Origin of the sequence: Sphaerisporangium sp. NBC_01403 (genome assembly GCF_045040145.1) — a bacterium.
GTDB lineage: Bacteria > Actinomycetota > Actinomycetes > Streptosporangiales > Streptosporangiaceae > Sphaerisporangium > Sphaerisporangium viridialbum.
Genome location: NZ_CP109534.1, coordinates 3,440,650 through 3,457,915 on the forward strand (window position 1 = coordinate 3,440,650; position 17,266 = coordinate 3,457,915).

Annotated in this window: 20 protein-coding genes; 11 read left to right on the forward strand and 9 right to left on the reverse strand. The window is 68.0% G+C overall.

Annotated features, from left to right (window positions below; translation table 11 throughout):
* The first annotated feature begins 213 nt into the window (after positions 1 to 213).
* Positions 214 to 630, forward strand: a complete 417-nt coding sequence (locus tag OG589_RS15900) for a DUF6223 family protein (protein WP_405149802.1) — start codon at positions 214 to 216, stop codon at positions 628 to 630.
* Positions 631 to 745: 115 nt separating this feature from the next.
* Here OG589_RS15900 and OG589_RS15905 read toward each other — a convergent pair whose 3' ends face one another.
* From OG589_RS15905 to OG589_RS15925, 5 genes are all read right to left on the reverse strand, one after another.
* Positions 746 to 1,819, reverse strand: a complete 1,074-nt coding sequence (locus OG589_RS15905; protein WP_405149803.1) for an aspartate/glutamate racemase family protein — start codon at positions 1,817 to 1,819, stop codon at positions 746 to 748.
* Complete coding sequence (locus tag OG589_RS15910; protein WP_405149804.1) at positions 1,816 to 2,844, reverse strand: zinc-binding dehydrogenase; 1,029 nt, start codon at positions 2,842 to 2,844, stop codon at positions 1,816 to 1,818. The genes OG589_RS15905 and OG589_RS15910 overlap by 4 nt, the downstream gene beginning before the upstream one ends.
* A gap of 28 nt (positions 2,845 to 2,872) precedes the next feature.
* Positions 2,873 to 4,228: an MFS transporter gene (locus OG589_RS15915; protein ID WP_405149806.1), complete on the reverse strand. Its 1,356-nt coding sequence runs from the start codon at positions 4,226 to 4,228 to the stop codon at positions 2,873 to 2,875.
* A 137-nt stretch (positions 4,229 to 4,365) separates the two neighbouring features.
* Positions 4,366 to 4,776, reverse strand: coding sequence for a hypothetical protein (locus OG589_RS15920; protein ID WP_405149808.1), 411 nt, complete (start codon positions 4,774 to 4,776; stop codon positions 4,366 to 4,368).
* A 95-nt stretch (positions 4,777 to 4,871) separates the two neighbouring features.
* Positions 4,872 to 5,750: a LysR family transcriptional regulator gene (locus OG589_RS15925; RefSeq protein WP_405149809.1), complete on the reverse strand. Its 879-nt coding sequence runs from the start codon at positions 5,748 to 5,750 to the stop codon at positions 4,872 to 4,874.
* On the opposite strand from OG589_RS15925, the gene OG589_RS15930 reads away from it, so the two are divergent.
* Positions 5,692 to 6,075, forward strand: a complete 384-nt coding sequence (locus tag OG589_RS15930; RefSeq protein ID WP_405149811.1) for a DUF6228 family protein — start codon at positions 5,692 to 5,694, stop codon at positions 6,073 to 6,075. The two genes, OG589_RS15925 and OG589_RS15930, sit on opposite strands and share 59 nt — an antisense overlap.
* 736 nt (positions 6,076 to 6,811) lie before the next feature.
* Positions 6,812 to 7,294 (forward strand): ester cyclase, encoded by a 483-nt coding sequence (locus OG589_RS15935; protein ID WP_405149812.1) that lies wholly within the window; start codon positions 6,812 to 6,814, stop codon positions 7,292 to 7,294.
* A 148-nt stretch (positions 7,295 to 7,442) separates the two neighbouring features.
* Here OG589_RS15935 and OG589_RS15940 read toward each other — a convergent pair whose 3' ends face one another.
* Positions 7,443 to 7,835, reverse strand: coding sequence for a hypothetical protein (locus OG589_RS15940; protein WP_405149813.1), 393 nt, complete (start codon positions 7,833 to 7,835; stop codon positions 7,443 to 7,445).
* Between the two features lie 93 nt (positions 7,836 to 7,928).
* Here OG589_RS15940 and OG589_RS15945 point away from each other — a divergent pair, with 93 nt between their 5' ends.
* Positions 7,929 to 8,060, forward strand: a complete 132-nt coding sequence (locus tag OG589_RS15945; RefSeq protein WP_405149814.1) for a hypothetical protein — start codon at positions 7,929 to 7,931, stop codon at positions 8,058 to 8,060.
* Positions 8,061 to 8,089: 29 nt separating this feature from the next.
* On the opposite strand, the gene OG589_RS15950 is transcribed toward OG589_RS15945, so the two are convergent.
* Positions 8,090 to 8,257: a hypothetical protein gene (locus OG589_RS15950; protein WP_405149815.1), complete on the reverse strand. Its 168-nt coding sequence runs from the start codon at positions 8,255 to 8,257 to the stop codon at positions 8,090 to 8,092.
* 201 nt (positions 8,258 to 8,458) lie between these two features.
* On the opposite strand from OG589_RS15950, the gene OG589_RS15955 reads away from it, so the two are divergent.
* From OG589_RS15955 to OG589_RS15980, 6 genes are all read left to right on the forward strand, one after another.
* The gene (locus OG589_RS15955) at positions 8,459 to 9,331 is read left to right on the forward strand and encodes an ABC transporter substrate-binding protein (RefSeq protein ID WP_405149817.1); all 873 of its coding nucleotides are present in this window, start codon (positions 8,459 to 8,461) and stop codon (positions 9,329 to 9,331) included.
* Complete coding sequence (locus tag OG589_RS15960; RefSeq protein WP_405149818.1) at positions 9,328 to 10,437, forward strand: amino acid ABC transporter permease; 1,110 nt, start codon at positions 9,328 to 9,330, stop codon at positions 10,435 to 10,437. Before OG589_RS15955 ends, OG589_RS15960 begins: the two co-directional genes overlap by 4 nt.
* A gap of 4 nt (positions 10,438 to 10,441) precedes the next feature.
* Positions 10,442 to 11,191, forward strand: a complete 750-nt coding sequence (locus tag OG589_RS15965) for an amino acid ABC transporter ATP-binding protein (RefSeq protein WP_405149819.1) — start codon at positions 10,442 to 10,444, stop codon at positions 11,189 to 11,191.
* A 49-nt stretch (positions 11,192 to 11,240) separates the two neighbouring features.
* Positions 11,241 to 12,023, forward strand: a complete 783-nt coding sequence (locus tag OG589_RS15970; RefSeq protein ID WP_405149821.1) for an acetoacetate decarboxylase family protein — start codon at positions 11,241 to 11,243, stop codon at positions 12,021 to 12,023.
* A gap of 73 nt (positions 12,024 to 12,096) precedes the next feature.
* The gene (locus OG589_RS15975) at positions 12,097 to 12,789 is read left to right on the forward strand and encodes a GntR family transcriptional regulator (protein ID WP_405149823.1); all 693 of its coding nucleotides are present in this window, start codon (positions 12,097 to 12,099) and stop codon (positions 12,787 to 12,789) included.
* A 48-nt stretch (positions 12,790 to 12,837) separates the two neighbouring features.
* Positions 12,838 to 13,650, forward strand: a complete 813-nt coding sequence (locus OG589_RS15980; protein ID WP_405149825.1) for an SDR family NAD(P)-dependent oxidoreductase — start codon at positions 12,838 to 12,840, stop codon at positions 13,648 to 13,650.
* Positions 13,651 to 13,841: 191 nt separating this feature from the next.
* On the opposite strand, the gene OG589_RS15985 is transcribed toward OG589_RS15980, so the two are convergent.
* Complete coding sequence (locus OG589_RS15985; RefSeq protein WP_405149827.1) at positions 13,842 to 14,714, reverse strand: GNAT family N-acetyltransferase; 873 nt, start codon at positions 14,712 to 14,714, stop codon at positions 13,842 to 13,844.
* A 194-nt stretch (positions 14,715 to 14,908) separates the two neighbouring features.
* Positions 14,909 to 16,288 carry a helix-turn-helix domain-containing protein gene (locus tag OG589_RS15990; protein ID WP_405149829.1) on the reverse strand — a complete coding sequence of 460 codons (1,380 nt, stop codon included), beginning with the start codon at positions 16,286 to 16,288 and terminating at the stop codon, positions 14,909 to 14,911.
* Between the two features lie 370 nt (positions 16,289 to 16,658).
* On the opposite strand from OG589_RS15990, the gene OG589_RS15995 reads away from it, so the two are divergent.
* Entirely contained in the window at positions 16,659 to 17,177 is a 519-nt protein-coding gene (locus OG589_RS15995) for an ATP-binding protein (protein WP_405149831.1), read from the forward strand.
* The last annotated feature ends 89 nt before the right edge of the window (positions 17,178 to 17,266 follow it).

Genomic DNA, 17,266 nt, shown 5'->3' on the forward strand with positions numbered 1-17,266 from the left:
ACCCTAGCCGGATGTTCGCGCGGGCGACTCCTGTGCACGGATGATCAGCCGCCTACCGCACACGCAGTACCTTTCGCGGCGCCTGCGGCATCCGCGGCAACCGGGTGCGACATCGGCGGCAGCGCGAATTGCCTGCGTCCGCAGGACGACCGGCGGTGGGTCCACCGGACATGATCAGGCGACGTCCAGTCGTAGGAGGAGAAGGAGCACCCCATGTCCGTCCGTCACCTGCTTGCCGCCGCCGCAGCCGCCCTGCTCGGAGGTTCCGGGCTTGCCACACCGGCGGCCGCGTATGTCCTGGTCCAGCCCGTCGGTGCTTACACCTTGACCGCCGGGCGTCTCTGGTCCTTGGTGGCCGCGCTGCTGGGGCTGGCCGGCGCGGTCATCGGCGGGCTGGCTCTGGCCCGCTCCGCCGGTCGCACCGGCACCGGCACCGGGAGAAGGGGGGCCATCGTGGCCCTGGTGGCGGGGCTGGCCGGCGCGCTCATCGGCGGGCTGGTTGTGGCCGCCGCCGACGGTGGTCCCGGCACCGGCTACGGAATAGTCGGGGGCTTCGTGGCCCTGGTGGTTGGGCTGATCGCCATGGTCCTCGGTGGGCTGGCTCTGGCCCACTCCCGCAGCACCGTCTGACACCGCGCTGGCCGAGGACGGGCTGCCCGCTCTGGTCTGGGGTGTCCTCCGGATTTCGGCGGTGGAAGCGTGAAGGACTCCCCCGCCATCCAAGTTCGGAGGGCACCCCCACGTTTCAGGTGTTCGAATCGGATGTCCGGGCTGAGCCGTCCTGCGCGAGCGGTTCCCGGGAGTCCAGCACTCGAACCTGCAATGACTCCACGTAACGTTCTCGCACGTCGCCGAGTGCGGAACGTGCCGCAGTGGAGAAGAACTCGTTCTCCTGCTGCGGGATGGACTCCACCGAGTCGAACTCCCTGATCCATACGAACTCGTCCGGGTCCTCCACATTGACCCACGCCGCCGGCACCCGGATGCCGACCACGTGGTGCAGGGGGACCAGGGTCTTGTGAAAGAACGGGAGCCAGTCGGCCATCAGGCCTTGTCTGATCCGGTAGATCCTGAGCTGCGCGACGCCGCCGCGGTGGCACGGTCTCGTCCCGGAAACCGTGGACCGGCGTGCGTGCAAGGCCGCCTCGGCCACGGCGGCCGCGGGGCTGGTGAGCACGGGTACGGGAACATCGGCCCCATCGAGGGCGCCAGCCATGGTCGCCTGGGCGAGCACGACGACGTCCACCTCGGCGGAGATATCGGCGACCGCTCGGCGGACGGCCTCGTCGTGCCGGTCGGAACGACCGGCCTGCAGGTGCTCGAACGCCCCGTCACACAGGCGATCGATGACGCGGACGGACCTGCCCTCTTGCGCGGCGGTCTGCTCGATGATGGCACGGCTCGCGGCGCGATTGGACTCCAAGGTGGCGATGACACCGACACGGCGGTAGCGGATCGCCTGGCGGGCCATCGGCCGGTCGATCCGGATCACCGGTACCTCTCGTGTCGCCGAAATAACATCGGTGGCGGGCCCGAGCGTCGAGCAAGTGACGACGATCACGTCGGCGCCGCCTGCCACGGCCGAGTCGACGTGTCGCTGCAGCGCCGTCACCGCCCGGTCGAAGGCCAGACCCGGCTCGGCCGTCGCCGCGCCGAGCAACGCCTCGTCGAGGATATGACGGGTGTTCACGCCGGCGATGCCGGACTGCGCGAGGTCCTCGAACACCGGCGCCAGCGCGGTCACCGTGTGGACGAACGCGATAGTCGGCCCGAGCCGGGCGTTCAGCCCCGTCACCGTCGCGAGCTGGGTGTCTGTCACGGCCGGACCACCACCTTGCCCGGCAGCTGCCGGATCGCGCTCAGCTGGCCGGGCAGCTCGTGCACCTTGACCTCGCCCTCGATGAATGAGGCGAGGTCGACACGGCCAGATAGTACGAGGTCCTGCAACTGCTCCCAACTGGACCAGATGCGGCGTCCATACACGCCCTTCCAGTTGATAACGCGCAGATTGACGTCCCGGGAGATGTTGACACCGATAGGTGAGGAGGAGTGTCCGACGGAGACCAGTGTGGACTCCAAGCCAAGGGCGGCGAAAATCGTCTCGTAGGCGGAGGGAGCGCCGGAGACCTCGAACCCGATCTCCGCGCCGCCCAGCGGGCCGCTACTCCGGCTGTGCTCTACAAGATCGGTGACCTGATCGGCACTGAAGGTGACCGCGCCCAAGGCGGTGGCGCGCTCCCGTCGCGCCGGATTCGGCTCCAGGACGATCACCTCGCCGGCTCCCAGAGCCTTCAGCTCGGCGACGAGGAAGAGTCCCACCGGTCCTGCGCCAGTGATGACGATGGTCCGATCCTGGACATCTCCTGCCCGCTGGATCGCGTGCATCGCGACGCCCGCGGACTCGAACAGGACCGCTTCAGGGCCGATCCGGTCTGCCAGCGGGAAGCACGCGGACACCGGCACCGCGAGCAGGGGGGCGAAGGCGCCGTCGCGACTCACTCCCGGGATCATGATGTTGAGGCAATTGTGCCGCGCGTCCCGCAGGCAGGCTGGACAACTGCCGCACCACACATGCGACTCGCCTGCGATCCGCTGGCCGATTCCGATCGTGTCCACACCCTCGCCGAGCGCGACTACGCGACCGCAGTACTCGTGGCCCATGGTCAACGGAAACGTGCTGCCCCAGGCCGCAGCACCGGTGGTCCAGTCCGCGAGGGTGTAGTCGGTTCCGCAGACCGATGCCGACTCCACCTCGATCAGCACCTCCCCGGGTCCTGGCGTCGGCTCGGGCACATCGGCCACCTCGACGCCCGGGTGCGGGCCGGTCTTGATTACCGCTTCCATCAGATGTTCCTCCGGTTCAGTGGTTCGGTCAGTCGGTCGTGGCCAGAGCGGCCGGTTCCACGGTGCCGCGCTCGCCGGCCCGATGGTTGCTCGCGAAAGGCCGCCACCGGGTCTCCGGCAGTGTTACCAGCGAGACGATGCCGATGGCGTACAAAGCGCCCAGAACTGCGACGATGCTCCATGTAGTGCCGGTGCTCGACAGCAGCAGGGCCGCCACGAACGGCGCGGTCGATCCGGCGATGAGGTTGTTCATCGTGTAGACGGTGGCGTGGCCGGAGTAGCGGACCGCGGTCGGAAACGGCTCGGCGAAGAACGCAGCCATCACGCCGGCGGACATGAACTGCGACCCCTGGCTGACGACCATGGCCAGCAGCATCAGTGGGATGCTCTTGGAGTCCAGCAGAGGGAACAGCGCCACCGATCCGCAAAGCGACGTCGCCATCGTGAAAATCAGCACCCGCTTGCGGCCGTAGCGGTCGGACAGAGCTCCGCCCAGCGGGACCAGCACGAGCCCGCAGACGTTCAGAGCCAGGACGAGCCCGAAGGTGACCGAGCTGGACATGCCCAGGCTGCCGGCGATGTACGCCAGTGAGTACGTGCTGACCACGTAACTCAGGGCGGTGTTGGGCAGCCACACCAGGATGAGCCGCACGACACTGGACCGCTGCGTCCGCAGGACGTCGAGGAGCGGGCGCCGCGTCCGCGCCCCCGTCTGGCTGGCTTCCAGGAAGACCGGCGACTCTTCCACATGGCGGCGGATGAAGTAGCCGATGACGGCGATCACAGCCCCCATCACGAACGGTATGCGCCAGCCCCAGCTGTTGAGGACCGTCTCGCTCAGAGCTGCACCTGCGCCGAGCATGAATACGGCCACGATCACCTGCCCGAGCGGATTGCCGAAGTTCACCATGGCCCCGTAGAAGCCGCGCCGGCTGTCGGGAGCGTACTCAAGGGCCATGACCTGGGCGGAGCTCGCCTCCCCTCCCAGGCAGAAGCCCTGGAGAAAGCGCAGGAGCACCAGGCCGGCCGGCGCCGCCGATCCGATGGTGTCGTACCCGGGGAGCAGAGCGATGGCGAGCGAGACGGCGCCCATCATCGTCAGCGAGACGACCATGGCCCTTTTCCGGCCGGCCCGGTCGGCGATCCGAGCGAAGAACGCGGCACCGAGCGGGCGTGCCAGGAACCCGACGCCGAAGGTGGCGAACGATTGGATGAGGGCCACCGCGGGGGTGGACGTGGGAAAGAAGACGTGCGGGAAGACCACGCCGGCAAGGGCCCCGTACAGGGCGAAGTCGAACCACTCCAGGGTGGTCCCGACCGTGGTGGCGGTCAGAACCCGCCGGTGGGAGGACGAGGTGGGGGGCGGGCCGGCGGGCAGATGCACAGAGGAACTCGACACTGGGTACCTTCGACGTTGCAGGCGGGGATGGGGGGTACGGGAACCGATCGGGCTGTGGCGGCCGCCTGATCGGGTTCGGCAGGAGCGGCCGCGCAGCCGCGGCCAGCGGACTGCCGCGAGCGCTACGCCAAGTGCTCGACGGTGATGAACTCCAAGGTGGTCTCGCCGTCGTTCACCAGGTCGTGCAGCAGGTAGCTCCCGCCCCGGAAGACGAAGTGGCGGGTGTCGCCCTTGCCGTAGACGACGCGGCGGGTAGTGCCGTCGTCGGTGTGCTGGATGGACGCGCCGTCGCGCAAGGCGGTCCAGAAGTAGTCACGCGTGTGGCGGTGCGCGGGCAGTCTGTGACCGGGCGGCACCTCGATGTACCAGACCCTGACCCGGCCGTCCTCCGACAGCACCCTGGAGCCGATGGCCTCGTTGTAGGCGTTGTCCTTGAACTCCTGCTTCAACTGCTCGCTCCAGCCGTCGAATCCGGAGGCGATCAGGTCTCCGGCCAGCGGAAACTCGTTGGCATAGCTAGCCTGTGGGGTCACCGTGCATTTCCTCACTTTCTCGGTGGTCCCACACGTTAGGAGCCGCAAGAAATAGCGAATAGTCCCCATTTCACTAGCACAGCGATAGCTTGGGCCTATCGCTCATAACCTGCGGCCACGCCCCTCAGCTCATCGAGAAATGGCTGGGCAAGGCTCGGCAGCGGAGTCGTGGAGTACGCGTAAAGGTCGCGAAGCAACGGCACCGCCAGCGATCGGGCATAGCGCCGCAGCGGCCGCGGGACGACGTTGTCCGGGACGATGGTCGGCCCGAGCCCGACGGTCGCCAGACGGACGGCCACGTCGGTCTGACTGGTGTAGACGGCACTCTCCGGCGCGATCCCCGCGGCGGCGAACAACTCACCGAGAATGGCGGACAGGCCGTGGTCACGTGAGAACAACACCCATGGCCGGTCGCCAAGAGCGGAGATATCGACGCTCCGCGAGTCCAGGAGGGGATCCGCTTCCGGAAGGACCACGACGAACTCCTCGGTTCCGATGAACTCGATCACCTCGAACGCCGCCGAGGGTCTCGGGCCGACGGCGAAATCGTGCAGCCCTTGCAGGGTCGAGCGCTCCAACTCCGCCGAGCTGCGGTATTCATGCAGGTAGGCGCGAACGTCCGGCCGCCCGGCCCGCCACGCGAGCAGGGCGGCGGGCACCAGCCCCGCCGCGATCGACAGGACCGTGGCGAACCTCAGCTCGCCCTGCTCGCCGCCCAGGGCAAGGCTCGCGAACCGCTTTGCCCGCTCAGCCGCCGCCAGCGTGCTACGCGCCTCACGCAGGAATACCCGGCCCGCCGGCGTCAGGGTCACTCCCCGCGGCTGCCGGTTCAGCAGCACCCCACCGACCTCCCGCTCGAGCGCCGCTATCTGCGTCGACAGCGACGGCTGCGCCACGAACAGGACCGCCGCCGCCTTGCGGATCGATCCATGGTCGGCCACCGCAACGAAGTACTCCAGCTGCCGCAGTCTCATCGCCACTGTCCACCGTGTTCTCGTTGTCACACCCGGCCTCCGCCGGGCGTGCCGGCCTTCACGTCAGCCGTTTCCGTCCGACGGTAGTCGGTGCGGCAGATGCCGAGACCTCCGCGCCGGGGCGGCCACCTGTCCCACGGCCTGCGAAAACACGCTCCGAGCGACGTTCCACTCCGGCGGCCATGTCGAGCTGACCTGGACCCTCCGGCGCTGGTCATCTCGCCAAGACTCCTGGGAAGCCTCCATCACGACCTGGTTGGATGCCGGAGAACAGCTCACAACGCTGGCCGCCGACGTCCGCGCCTACCTGCATCGACAGTCCTGACAGCCGACTTGAACGGCTCCAGCACCCGATCCAAGGATCAGCCCCAGCATCGCCGCGCCCACCACCCACCGTCGGGCGAAGCGAACGGGTCAGGCCAACTGCGCGCGACGTAGAGCTCATCGAGTGGTTCGACCAGATGTCGTAGTTCACGTGCCACTCGCGACGATAGCGCGCGGCGTGGACGCCGGTCCCGGCCGACGGCGGGAACACGGGCCGCCCGCCGTACACTGCCTCCACCGCGCCAATGCGCCGCCACCCACCCTGGGCGCGCCGCCACCGACCTTGCGCGATCTGGTGGACACTGTCATTGATGTATTAGCCGCACAGGCGCCGGCCGTCATGCGCGAACTCGAATCCGAGAACGCCTGAACAGGCCCCGGCCCCGCCGGTGAACTGTCGCTCCCACGCTCAGCAGCGGACGTGGGACGACGCGACCCATTCGTCCATGCGATTGCCGGGCTACTCCAGGCGTCGTAGATCGACCCGGCAGTTGATCCCGGTGTGGTAGCGCAGAAGACGCCCACAGTTGGACGCACCTGCCGAATGACTGGACGACGATGAGGACGACATGAAACCGGTGGTGAATTACCCTCTGCCAGTTTGGGTCATCTAGTTCGAGATCCAGGCCGTCCTCCAGAAGTGACCCGACCCGGACGGGCTGCCGCACACCGGAGCCAAGTCCCCGGCTGTGCGCAGCGACAACCACCGAATGTTCCCATGACCGAGGAGAAGCCACATGTCAACAGCCCAGGCAACAAGCAACAAAGCGACGTTCAGCCGCTTCCATGACGCCATCAACAGCGGCGATGCGGAGGTCATCTCGAAGACCATCGACGAGGTCGTCGAGCCGGACGTGCTGTTCCACGCGCCAGTGCCGATTGATGCGACGGGGGCGCAGGCACTCAAGTACGTGTGGGAGGTGCTCCTTCGCGCGTTCCCCGACATTCAGGTTGCGGTCGAGGATGTGATTGCTGAGGGGGACAAGGTCGTCTGCAGGAACACAGTTACCGGGACGCAGCAGGGCGAGTACAGGGGTCTCCCACCGACCGGCAAATCCGTCACGTACCACGAGATCTTCATCTTCCGCTTCGCCGGCGGCCGAATCGCTGAGATCTGGGGGGTCGTCGACATCGCCTCGCAGATGCGACAACTCGGCGTGATTCCCGGAGGCTTTCATGACCACAGCAACGGAGAGCCTGGTGGCGGCACATCGGAATGACTCTTGGATACCGACATCAATGAGGCTTTGAACAATCCTCGTTGTGTCGTCGTACTGCTGAGCAGGCCGGATCCGTACGATTCCCAAGCTGACAGCGGGGAATTGAGTGGCTGTTTCGGAGCCCATCGCAGAGCGTGCCGACGCGCGGTCAATCCCCGTAGCAGTGCAACATCAGATCGGGCTCTGCACGCCAGCTCGTCAGCAGCTTCCGCAGGGCCACCACCAACTCGCGCTGTGCGTCATCGCCGGCAACTGCCTCCAGGCGATCGATATCAGCCCCAAGCTGGGGTAGGTCGCGGCGATCGAGAACGGTGTCCGACCATGGGTCGAACTGCCCGAGAATCGGTAGCCTGCTGCGCCCGGCGCCGTTCACCAGCGGCAACAGCTCCTCCACCTTCACGCCCAGCAGCCAACCTCGCTGCTCCGCCGTCCCCCACTCCTCGACATTGGCACGGCGGTGATCACGACGCTGCACCCGAGTAGCCCGACGCAGACTCTTCGGACGAGGCTGCGGAGGACGCAACACCAACAGCAGTCCCATATCAGTGACGGTACTGGCCCTGGTGCACGAACTTCACCGGCTGGCATCACATGGGAAGGTTGACGTTCACTGTGGCTGCGGTGGACTGGCGGTATGGGCGAGCGTGAACCTTATCCCAGCGATCTATCCGATGAGCCGACCATGTCACTGGTGCAGATCCTCCGCCTCCGCGACGGCAAGATCGCCCTGCTGCGTGACTACTTCGCGCCGGACGAGACGCACTGAGACACTGCGCGGACCCCGCGTCGATCTGGTCAGGAGGGGTAGGGCGGGCCGAGGTTCCATTCGCGCACCGTCTCGTCCCTGCTTCCGGTGACGGCGACGGACCGGCTTCCGAGCCGTCCGAAGGCGACGGTCCACACGCAGTCGGTGTGCCCGGTGAGGGGCGCCCCGATCTGCTTCCTGGCGGCGAGGTCCCACACCCGTACGGTCCTGTCCTCGCTGCCGGTGCGGTGATAGACCTCATTTCCATAACGGACACTCCGCCCACACTGGCACAACCAGGAACGTCTGTGTAATGTCACCCGCACATCACTGACATTTCAGTTAAATATCAACGTGGGCGGAGCGTAGAGCCGGCTTGTGCGGCGCTGCGCGGTCAGACGAACCAGGGAAGGTGCGGCGTGAACAAGCCGTTCAAGATCGGCAGTGCGGCGGCCGCGGCGGCCGCGCTCTTTGTGCTCGCGGGCTGCGGCGGCCAGGAGACCTCCGCCGCCGGGAAGAGCGGGTCCTCCTTCGGAGAGTGCGAGATCACCGCGAACCCGACCGTCCACAAGCTGACCACCTTGCAGGAGGGCACGCTCACCGTCGCCGCGTCGCTGCCCTACCCGGCGGGCTACCGGGGCAACACGCTGGAGAGCGTGGACGGCGGGTACATGTACTGTCTCGACGCCGAGATCGCCAACCGCGCGGGACTGAAGAAGATCAAGCTGGTCAACGCCTCGTTCGAGGCCCTGGTCACCGCCAAGTCCTCCGACTTCGACTTCGCGGTGTGGGACATCTACGACACCCCGGCGCGTCGCAAGGTGGTCGACTTCTCCGCCCCGTACAACACCTACAACTCGGGGGTGCTGGTCAAGCCGGACTCAGCCCTCACGGCGGCGACCATCAAGGGCTCGACCGTCGGCGTGCTCGCCGGCTCGGTGCAGCTGAAGTTCGTCCAGGAGAACCTCAAGCCCAAGCAGGTGCGGGTGTTCAACTCCAACGACGACCTCTTCAACGCCGTGCTCGCCGGGCAGATCGACGCCGCCCTGAACGACACGGCCACCGTGATGCCGCGGGCCGCGAGCTCCGGCGGCAGGCTCAAGGTGATCGGCCAGTACCCGGTCGGCGGCGACGTCGCCCCGCTCTTCCCCAAGGGTTCGCCGAACGTCCAGGTCGTGGACCAGATCATCGCGGACATGAGGCAGGACGGCACCCTGGACGCGATCATGAACAAGTGGCTCAACCCGATCCTCGGCGGCGACCCCAACGCGCTGCCCGACTGGACGGCGTGACCGTGAGCGTCCGGGGCTCCCACGCGCGGACGTCCGGCGGCGACGTGCCCCGCGGCCAGGCCGTGGCGTACGCCCGCCCGCTGAGCACGCGCGGGTACCTCAACGGAGCCGCGGTCCTGGCCCTGCTCGCCCTCGTGCTCTGCTACCAGCTGGTCGGCGCGACCGTCACCACCGCCCAGCCGCTGCGCGTGGTGCTCGGGCTCGTGCTGCCGGCCGCGATCGTGGGCGGCCCGCTGCTGACGGCGTACCGGCGCGGCAGGCACTCCGAACAGGAGTGGGAGGGCAGGCGGTACGTCGCCGCGCGCGAGGCGGCCGCGCGGTCGAGGAACGCGTCGATCGCCTCACTGGGGCTGACCGGCTTCGTCGTGCTGGTCTCGCTGGTGGGCCTGCTCATCTTCACCAACGACGGCGCGGTGCAGAAGACGTTCTTCAACCCCGGGTTCATGGCCAAGAGCATGGCGGACATGAGCAGGGCGCTGCTCGTCAACGTCGAGATCGCCCTCGGCGCGCAGGTCCTGGCGATGGTGTTCGGGCTCGTGCTCGCCGTCGGCAGGCTGCTCCCGGGCAAGGGGTTCTGGCCGGTCCGCGCGCTGTGCGTCGCCTACATCGACGTCTTCCGCGGCATCCCGTCGGTGGTGCTGATCTACCTGGTGTGCTTCGGGCTCCCGATCACCGAGGTGCCGGTCCTCAGCGAGGGCGGCCCGATCCTCTACGCCATCGTCGCGCTGGCCCTGACCTACAGCGCCTACAACGCCGAGCTCTACCGTTCGGGCATCGAGTCCATCAACAAGGGGCAGACCTCGGCGGCGCTGTCGATGGGACTCTCCCAGCCCGACGTGCTGAGGTTCGTCATCCTGCCGCAGATGTCGCGGAACATCGCGGCACCGATGCTGAGCACGTTCATCGGGCTGCAGAAGGACACCTCGCTGGTCATCGTGGTCGGCATCATCGACGCGTTCAGCCAGGCGAAGATCTACTCGGCGAACGACTTCAACCTGTCCGCGGTGACGGCGGTGTGTTTCCTGTTCGTGCTCATCACGATCCCGCAGACCCGGCTCGTCGACTACATGCTCGCCCGGTCGAGCAGCAAGAAGCAGGGGGGCTGAGCCGGTGCGGACCGCATTCGTCGAGCTCGACCAGGTCACCAAGAAGTACGGCGAGAACACGGTGCTCGACCGCGTCGACCTCGCCGTCGACCGGCATGAGGTGGTCACCCTGATCGGCGCCTCAGGGTCGGGAAAGTCCACGCTGCTGCGATGCGTCAACGGGCTGGAGACGATCCAGGGCGGACTGATCTCACTCGGCGGCGACGTCATCTCCGGCGAGGGCGTCGACCTCGTCAGGCTCCGCCGCCGCGTCGGCATCGTCTTCCAGAGCTTCAACCTCTTCCCGCACATGAGCGTGCTGCGCAACTGCACGCTCACTCCGGTGCGCGCCGGGGTGGCGACCAAGGAGCAGGCCGAGGCGGACGCCCGGGTCATGCTCGAACGCGTGGGACTGAAGGAGAAGGTCGGCGCCTACCCCGACCAGCTGTCCGGCGGGCAGCAGCAGCGCGTGGCCATCGCCCGGGCGATGCTGATGCGCCCGGAGGTGCTGCTGCTGGACGAGATCACCTCGGCCCTGGACCCCGAGCTGGTGATCGAGGTGCTCAACCTGGTACGCGAACTGGCCGGGGACGGCATCACCATGATGATGACCACCCACGAGATGCCCTTCGCCCGCGAGATCTCCTCCAAGATCTGCTTCCTGCACAAGGGCAGGATCCTCGAACAGGGCCCTCCCGAGGAGATCTTCGACGCTCCTCGCGCGCCCGAACTCCGGACGTTCCTCCGGAAGATCCACGAGGCCGGCCGCAACTGACCCCTCCTGGCGGGCCTCTCTACACATCACGACAACGGGAATACCAATCATGAAGCAGAACTACGACGTCAAGGACTTCTTCGCCTACCTCGGCTACCCGAGTGGCGACCAGCCGTACTGGGCCAAGGATCTGCGCACCCTGTCGGTCTACTGCCGGGGCGACCGGGCGAACCTCGAAGCGCTGCTCGAGCCGACCCCGTTCGAGCTCGCCGACGACCGCTTCGTCGTGCAGATCGCGGACTTCGCGAACGCGACCCCGGGTGCCTTCTACGACTCCGGCGTGGTGATCCCCGTCCGTTACCGCGACCACGTGGGCGTCAACTACTACTTCGAGTTCGAGGACCAGCCTTGGAGCGTCGCGTTCGGCCGTGAGGTGTGGGGCTATCCCAAGCAGTACGGCGAGATAGAGCTCACCCAGGATGGGAACGCCATTGCGGGGACGGTCAGAAGAGCCGGTAGCCTGATCTTCGGCATTTCGATGACCTCCGACGACGGCTACTCGAACGAGGCCTGGGCAGACATGACGATGTACCCCCACCTGCAGGTCCACGCTCTCCCCGAGGCCAACGGCCCCGGCTTCACCACCTTCGAGATCATCTCCCGCGACACCTCCAAGGACTTCGCGCTCCGGCACAAGGCGTTCGGGCCCGCCGAGGTCGAGCTGGGCCCGGCGCTGTCGGTCAACGGCGTGGAGCTCAAGGTGGTGGAGGTCCTGGGCGGCGAGTACTCCCTGGGTGACTACGCCTGCACCGTGGAGAACGGCATCTCCACCGTCATCGACGACGTGCTGGCGGCCACTGCGGGCGGTCCCGGCGAGGCCCGCTCCCTCTGATCACCGGTCGCTGAGAGTCGTGCACGCGGTGGCCCGCCCCGACGGGCAACCTCGTGCGGAGAGGTCGCGAAAAGTGAGTTCTGCCCACGTCGACGGCAACGCCGGGACGGGCGCCGGCGAGCAGTCGGCCGGCAGCCTGCTGAGCGAGTCCGCCGGCGCCAGGTTACGGTCGCGGCTGGTACGAGTGGAGATCATGCCTGGTGAGCGGCTCAGCGAGCCCGAGCTGCGGGCCAGCCTCGGGGTCGGCACGTCCCCGGTGCGCGAGGCGATCAGAAGGCTGGAGTTCGAGAAGCTGGTCGTGATCTATCCGCGTAGCGGCACGTTCGCCACGGACATCGCGCTGAAGGACTCCCGGTCCGTCATGGAGCTCCGGCTCCAGCTCGAAGGGCTCTCCGCCGCGCTCGCGTGCACCCGGGGGTCGCGCACGGAGAAGGAGCGGCTCACCGAGATCTCCGAGCGGCAGTTCGAGACCGACGACCTGCAGCAGTGCATCGACCTCGACGCAGCGTTCCACCGCAGCATGTACCGGATGACGCGCAACGACTACCTCGCCGCCACGGCGGAGATCCACTTCAACCTCGCGCTGCGGCAGTGGTACTTCTGCTCCAAGGTGGTGGAGACCCCCGACTGGACCGGTGTCGACCACCGCCCGCTGGCCGCCGCGATCGCCGAGGGAGACCCGGAGTCCGCCAGCGAGCACATCCGCAAGCACGTGCTGCACGACTCTCAGCAGATCGCCGACATCCTCACCAACTACGGGCTGTAAGCCCGTTCACGGCGGTCCCGCAGGCACCTTGAAGGAGAGTTTCACCGAATGCCGGCCACCACCACTTCCACCTCGCACGACCTCTTCTCCCTGGACAGGCTCTTCTCCCTGGACGGCCTGACGGCCCTGGTCACCGGCGCGGCCGGCGGGCTCGGCCGCGCGCAGTGCCGCGCGCTCGGCTCGGCCGGCGCGCGGATCATCGCCTCGGACGTCAGCCTCGACGCCGCCCGGCGGTGCTGCGCGTACCTGGAGGACAACGGCGTCGAATGCCTGCCGCTGGAGATGGACGCCAGTTCGCTTGAAAGCATCGACAACGCCTTCGACGCGCTCGACGCCGCAGACGAGTTCCCCGGCATCGTGGTCAACAACGCGGGCGTCTCCCTGCGCAACGACGCGCTGAGCGCCACGCCGGAGGAGTTCGACACCACGCTGTCCATCAACCTGCGCGGCACGTACTTCGTCGCCCAGCGCGCCGCGCGGCGGATGAGCGAGCGCGGCGGCGGGCGCATCATCAACGTCTCGTCCATCGGCGGCCTCGTGGTGGACGGCGAGCGGTCCTCCGTGTACGACGCCTCCAAGGCCGCCGTCGTCCAGGTCACCAAGAACATGGCCTACGAATGGGGCAAACACGGGATCAGGGTCAACTCCATCGCCCCCGGGTACATGCGCACCGCGATGACCTCGGACCTGCTGCCCACCAAGGACGTCGAGGATTCGCTGGTCAGGACGCACATCCCGCTCGGGCGCGTCGGAGAGCCCGCCGACCTGGCCGGAGCCGTGGTCTTCCTCGCCTCCGACGCGTCCGCCTACGTCACCGGCCACACGCTCGCGGTCGACGGCGGCTGGCTGGTCGCCATGTAGCCGGCTCCCACCAGCCGGCCACGACGTAGACGGCTCACCCAAGCCGCTCACGACGTAGACGACTCACCCAAGCCGCTCCAAACGTAGACGACCCGCCCAAGCCGGTCACGACGTATGGACGGCTAGCACGATCGGGTCGCCCGGGAGCGGGTCTTCCCGGGGCCGCCGTCGTCCGAGCGGGGACCTGCGCTCTACCCCAGGTCGGTATGCGGGAGGTAGCGGTCCAGCCGCACCAGGCCCGGCTCGGTCGACATGAACGTGTCCATGTCGTCGATCTCCCAGCCGGCCTCCAGCAGCTGGGGCAGGAGCGGGTGCACGCCCGGCACCGCCACCTGGACCTCGTCGACCCCCGGATGCGCGGCGACCGCCGCGAACAGCGCGTCGGCGCAGTCCTGCGGGGTGTCACCCCCCACCGGCCCCACCTCCAGGTCCTCGCCGGTCTCCCTCGCGAACGCGTACCCGCCGCCGGTGACGTGCAGCGTCACCCCGGGCAGGCCCGCATACCAGGACAGGGCCCCGGCCCGGTCGCCACCGGAGATCCGGGCGTCCAGCTTCACGACCTCCCGCATGCCGGACGGCTCCCCCGCCTCCGCCCGGGTCCCACCCACCGGCCCCCGCCCGCCCGGCCCGTCCGAGGCCCCCGGCGGAGAGAAGGTCAGGTAGATCAGCGGACACACCGGACGCATCCCCTGCCTTATGTACAGCCCGAGGGCCCTCGGGTCGTCCGACGCGAAGGTGACCCGTGGCGTGTCGGACGGCAGCAGCCGGCTCAGGATCGTCCGGCCTATCCCGGACGACTGGTGCTCGGGCAGGACGAACAGGTCACCCAGGTGGGAGACCTCCCCCCGGCGGAGCACCCCGCCGAACCCCACCACGCGCCCGTCGACCTCCCCGACGAGCAGCGTGCCGAACGCCCGCTCGGCGTCGAGGAAGTCCGGCATGCCCGCCCAGTCGTCCAGAAGCTCGAAGTGAGTGGCCACCTCCCGCACGCCCGGCATGTCCGCGTCCCCCGCGACCCGCACGCTGTACTCCCCCATCGCCACTCCCCACCTGCGATTACCCACGACGCTCCTTACCCTAGAACTCCCCCACCCGCCCTCCTCCACCAGGTGGATCGCCGCGTGTTGAGGGGGTAACGGATCGCGCACCAGGCGAGGGGATAGTGGGCCTTATAGCCGTGCAGGCGAACCGGCTGTTCAGGTAAGCGCGGAACTTCTTGACCTGGATGGCGGTGCCGTACGGGCGCGCGGTTCAGGTTTCAGGAGGCGAGCTGGCTGTTCAGGTAGGCGCGGAACTCCTTGACCTGGATGGTCTCGGCGTACGGCTCAAGGCGGTCGGAGAACTTCCGGATGCGTTCGACGGATCGAACGGACGTGAGTGACCTGGCCATCGGGATCGCCGGCCGGGCCGACTCGACGGCCTGCTCGACCTCGCCCATACCGAGGTAGGCCTCGGCGGCGTTCACCCGGTTGAGCTGGGCCGATCGAGGGCGCTTTGTCGCGAACTCGCGCACCGCGGACTCCGCGCAGCCCGCCGCGCGCCTATGATCACCAAGCAAGTCCCAGCACATACCCATCTGGGCGATGAGCTCTGACTCGTCGATCCAGGCCGCAGCCCAGACCGGATCGCGATCGGTCTTGCCCCTGGCGTGCATCCGCTCCGCTTCAGTGAGCAGCCGCTCCACCCCATGAGTGCTGTGCGTGTCGTGGGTCTTGTCCGGTCGGGACTGCATGGCTGTCGCCCACGCTTCCTTGACCAGAAGCATCGCTAGGACACGTGGCGGAGCCTGCACACGGCGGGCGCTGTCCATCGCGGCCCGAGTCAACCAGACCGCCTGAGCGGGCTGGTTGAGATGTAGCGCTTGATTCGCCATGTTGGCCAGCACCCAGGCACCCGTCAGAGAGTCGTCTCCGCTTTTCGCCAACCTGAGCGCTTGTCCGAAGTACTGCTGAGCCAGCCCATGGTGATCAAGATCGAAAGCGGTCCAACCGGCCATCTGGGTCATCGCAGCCGCTGCCGTCATCAACTCGGCCCCGACCTTGTCGTTGTAGCGGCCACGTAGGAGCGGTGCGACGACGGTGTTCAGGTAGTCGACCACGGCGGGACGGACAAGGCCCGCGCCGAACTGGTGGTCCATCTGCCCGAACGCCTGCCGGGCTTCGACGATCCGCTGGACGTCGGAGAGCCCGACAGCCGGTCCGGACCCCTGACGCGCCGCCGACGCGACCGGAGCGCCGTAGCTCCATGCCGAGAGCCAGCTCGCGAGGGTAGCGGGTACGAACGGCAGCGCGGCCAGCATGTGACGCCGATCCGGATCCACGTCGCACCTCCACAGTCGCCCGGCCGCCTCGACGGTAGCCGCGAGCGACAAGTCACTGAAGTCCGGACACAGCCAGGCTTCCGTATCGACCGGCTCCCCGCCCTCCACCCACCGCTCGACCTCGATCGGGTCGACCCCGAACACCTCGGCCATCCGCGCCCGGTACACCGGCCGGATCTCCTGCCTCCCCCGCTCCCACCGGCTCCACGTCGTCGGCGACACCCACAGCGCCTCCGCGATCGCGTCCTGGCTCATGCCCATCCGCCTGCGCGCCCGCGCCAGCTCCGGACGCCCCTCCCCCTGCCCCTGCATGCCCATGACCACCTCCCAGCACAATGAGTGACTGATCAGCGACCCATTGTCAACAGTCGTAGTGCTGATTCCCCACCCACCGACGGAAACGACCAGAAAACGACCACCCGGCGCGGTGATCCGTACGACCGGCGGCGGGGATCATCCTGGTTCGACGACCGGCGGGGTGAACCGCGACGACTGTGTCAGGACCTCCCCCTCCAGGTACCCGATGGCGTCTCCTGCTCATCACATTCATCGAGAGCGAGGAGCACACGCATGTGCCGCACCCCCCGACGCCCGGCTGACCCGGCCGGTACGCCCTCCGGACGCCTGCCGGTCTCCGGTCGAGGAGCCACCGGCGTCGAAGTTGGTTCTCCGGGAGAGGCGTACGCCGATGTCAGCATGCTGGTCACGCCGCTGCACCCCAGGGTCGGCCGCACGCCGGGCACGTGCGTTCGTACGCGAGGTGCTCCGGGGAGAAGGTGTACCGGGCGACGACATCGCCGACGCCGAGATGATCGCGGCCGAACTGGCCGCCAACGGCGAGAAGCACGGCCGCGCGCCGTACGAGATCCGCGTCTTCAGCCTGAGCGGCGTGCCCACGTGGTGTGAGGTCATCGACAGCGACCCCGACCTGTGCTGGATCCCCGCGGTCCTCGACCGCCCCCGCGTGCAGACCGCCCTGGACCTGTTCTCGGAGAGCAACAGCACCCTCCTATCCGAGGACGGTCGCGGCCTGCTTCTGGTCCGCGAACTCTCTCAGGGACACTGCCGCGCCTACCTCACAACAACCTTCGCCACCGACGCCCCGGCCAAGGCCATCGCCTTCGCCCTCCCAAGCCGCTCGGGCACCCGCCTGACCTGCCCACCCCTCCTACATCTAGGCCGCCACCGAGCCCACCTCCGGCCTTAAGCGGTGTCCACGAACGTTCACGGGGTCGGCCGCCGCACGGCGGCGCCGAGATCGCCGTACCACGCCCCACCGCTTCGGCGCCGAACACA

Coding starts and splice junctions, on each gene's coding strand:
- OG589_RS15900 (WP_405149802.1), top strand. CDS start 214: ATGTCCGTCCGTCACCTGCTTGCCGCCGCCGCAGCCGCCCTGCTCGGA.
- OG589_RS15910 (WP_405149804.1), bottom strand. CDS start 2,844: ATGGAAGCGGTAATCAAGACCGGCCCGCACCCGGGCGTCGAGGTGGCC.
- OG589_RS15925 (WP_405149809.1), bottom strand. CDS start 5,750: ATGAGACTGCGGCAGCTGGAGTACTTCGTTGCGGTGGCCGACCATGGA.
- OG589_RS15935 (WP_405149812.1), top strand. CDS start 6,812: ATGTCAACAGCCCAGGCAACAAGCAACAAAGCGACGTTCAGCCGCTTC.
- OG589_RS15940 (WP_405149813.1), bottom strand. CDS start 7,835: ATGGGACTGCTGTTGGTGTTGCGTCCTCCGCAGCCTCGTCCGAAGAGT.
- OG589_RS15945 (WP_405149814.1), top strand. CDS start 7,929: ATGGGCGAGCGTGAACCTTATCCCAGCGATCTATCCGATGAGCCGACC.
- OG589_RS15970 (WP_405149821.1), top strand. CDS start 11,241: ATGAAGCAGAACTACGACGTCAAGGACTTCTTCGCCTACCTCGGCTAC.
- OG589_RS15980 (WP_405149825.1), top strand. CDS start 12,838: ATGCCGGCCACCACCACTTCCACCTCGCACGACCTCTTCTCCCTGGAC.
- OG589_RS15990 (WP_405149829.1), bottom strand. CDS start 16,288: ATGGGCATGCAGGGGCAGGGGGAGGGGCGTCCGGAGCTGGCGCGGGCG.
- OG589_RS15995 (WP_405149831.1), top strand. CDS start 16,659: ATGTCAGCATGCTGGTCACGCCGCTGCACCCCAGGGTCGGCCGCACGC.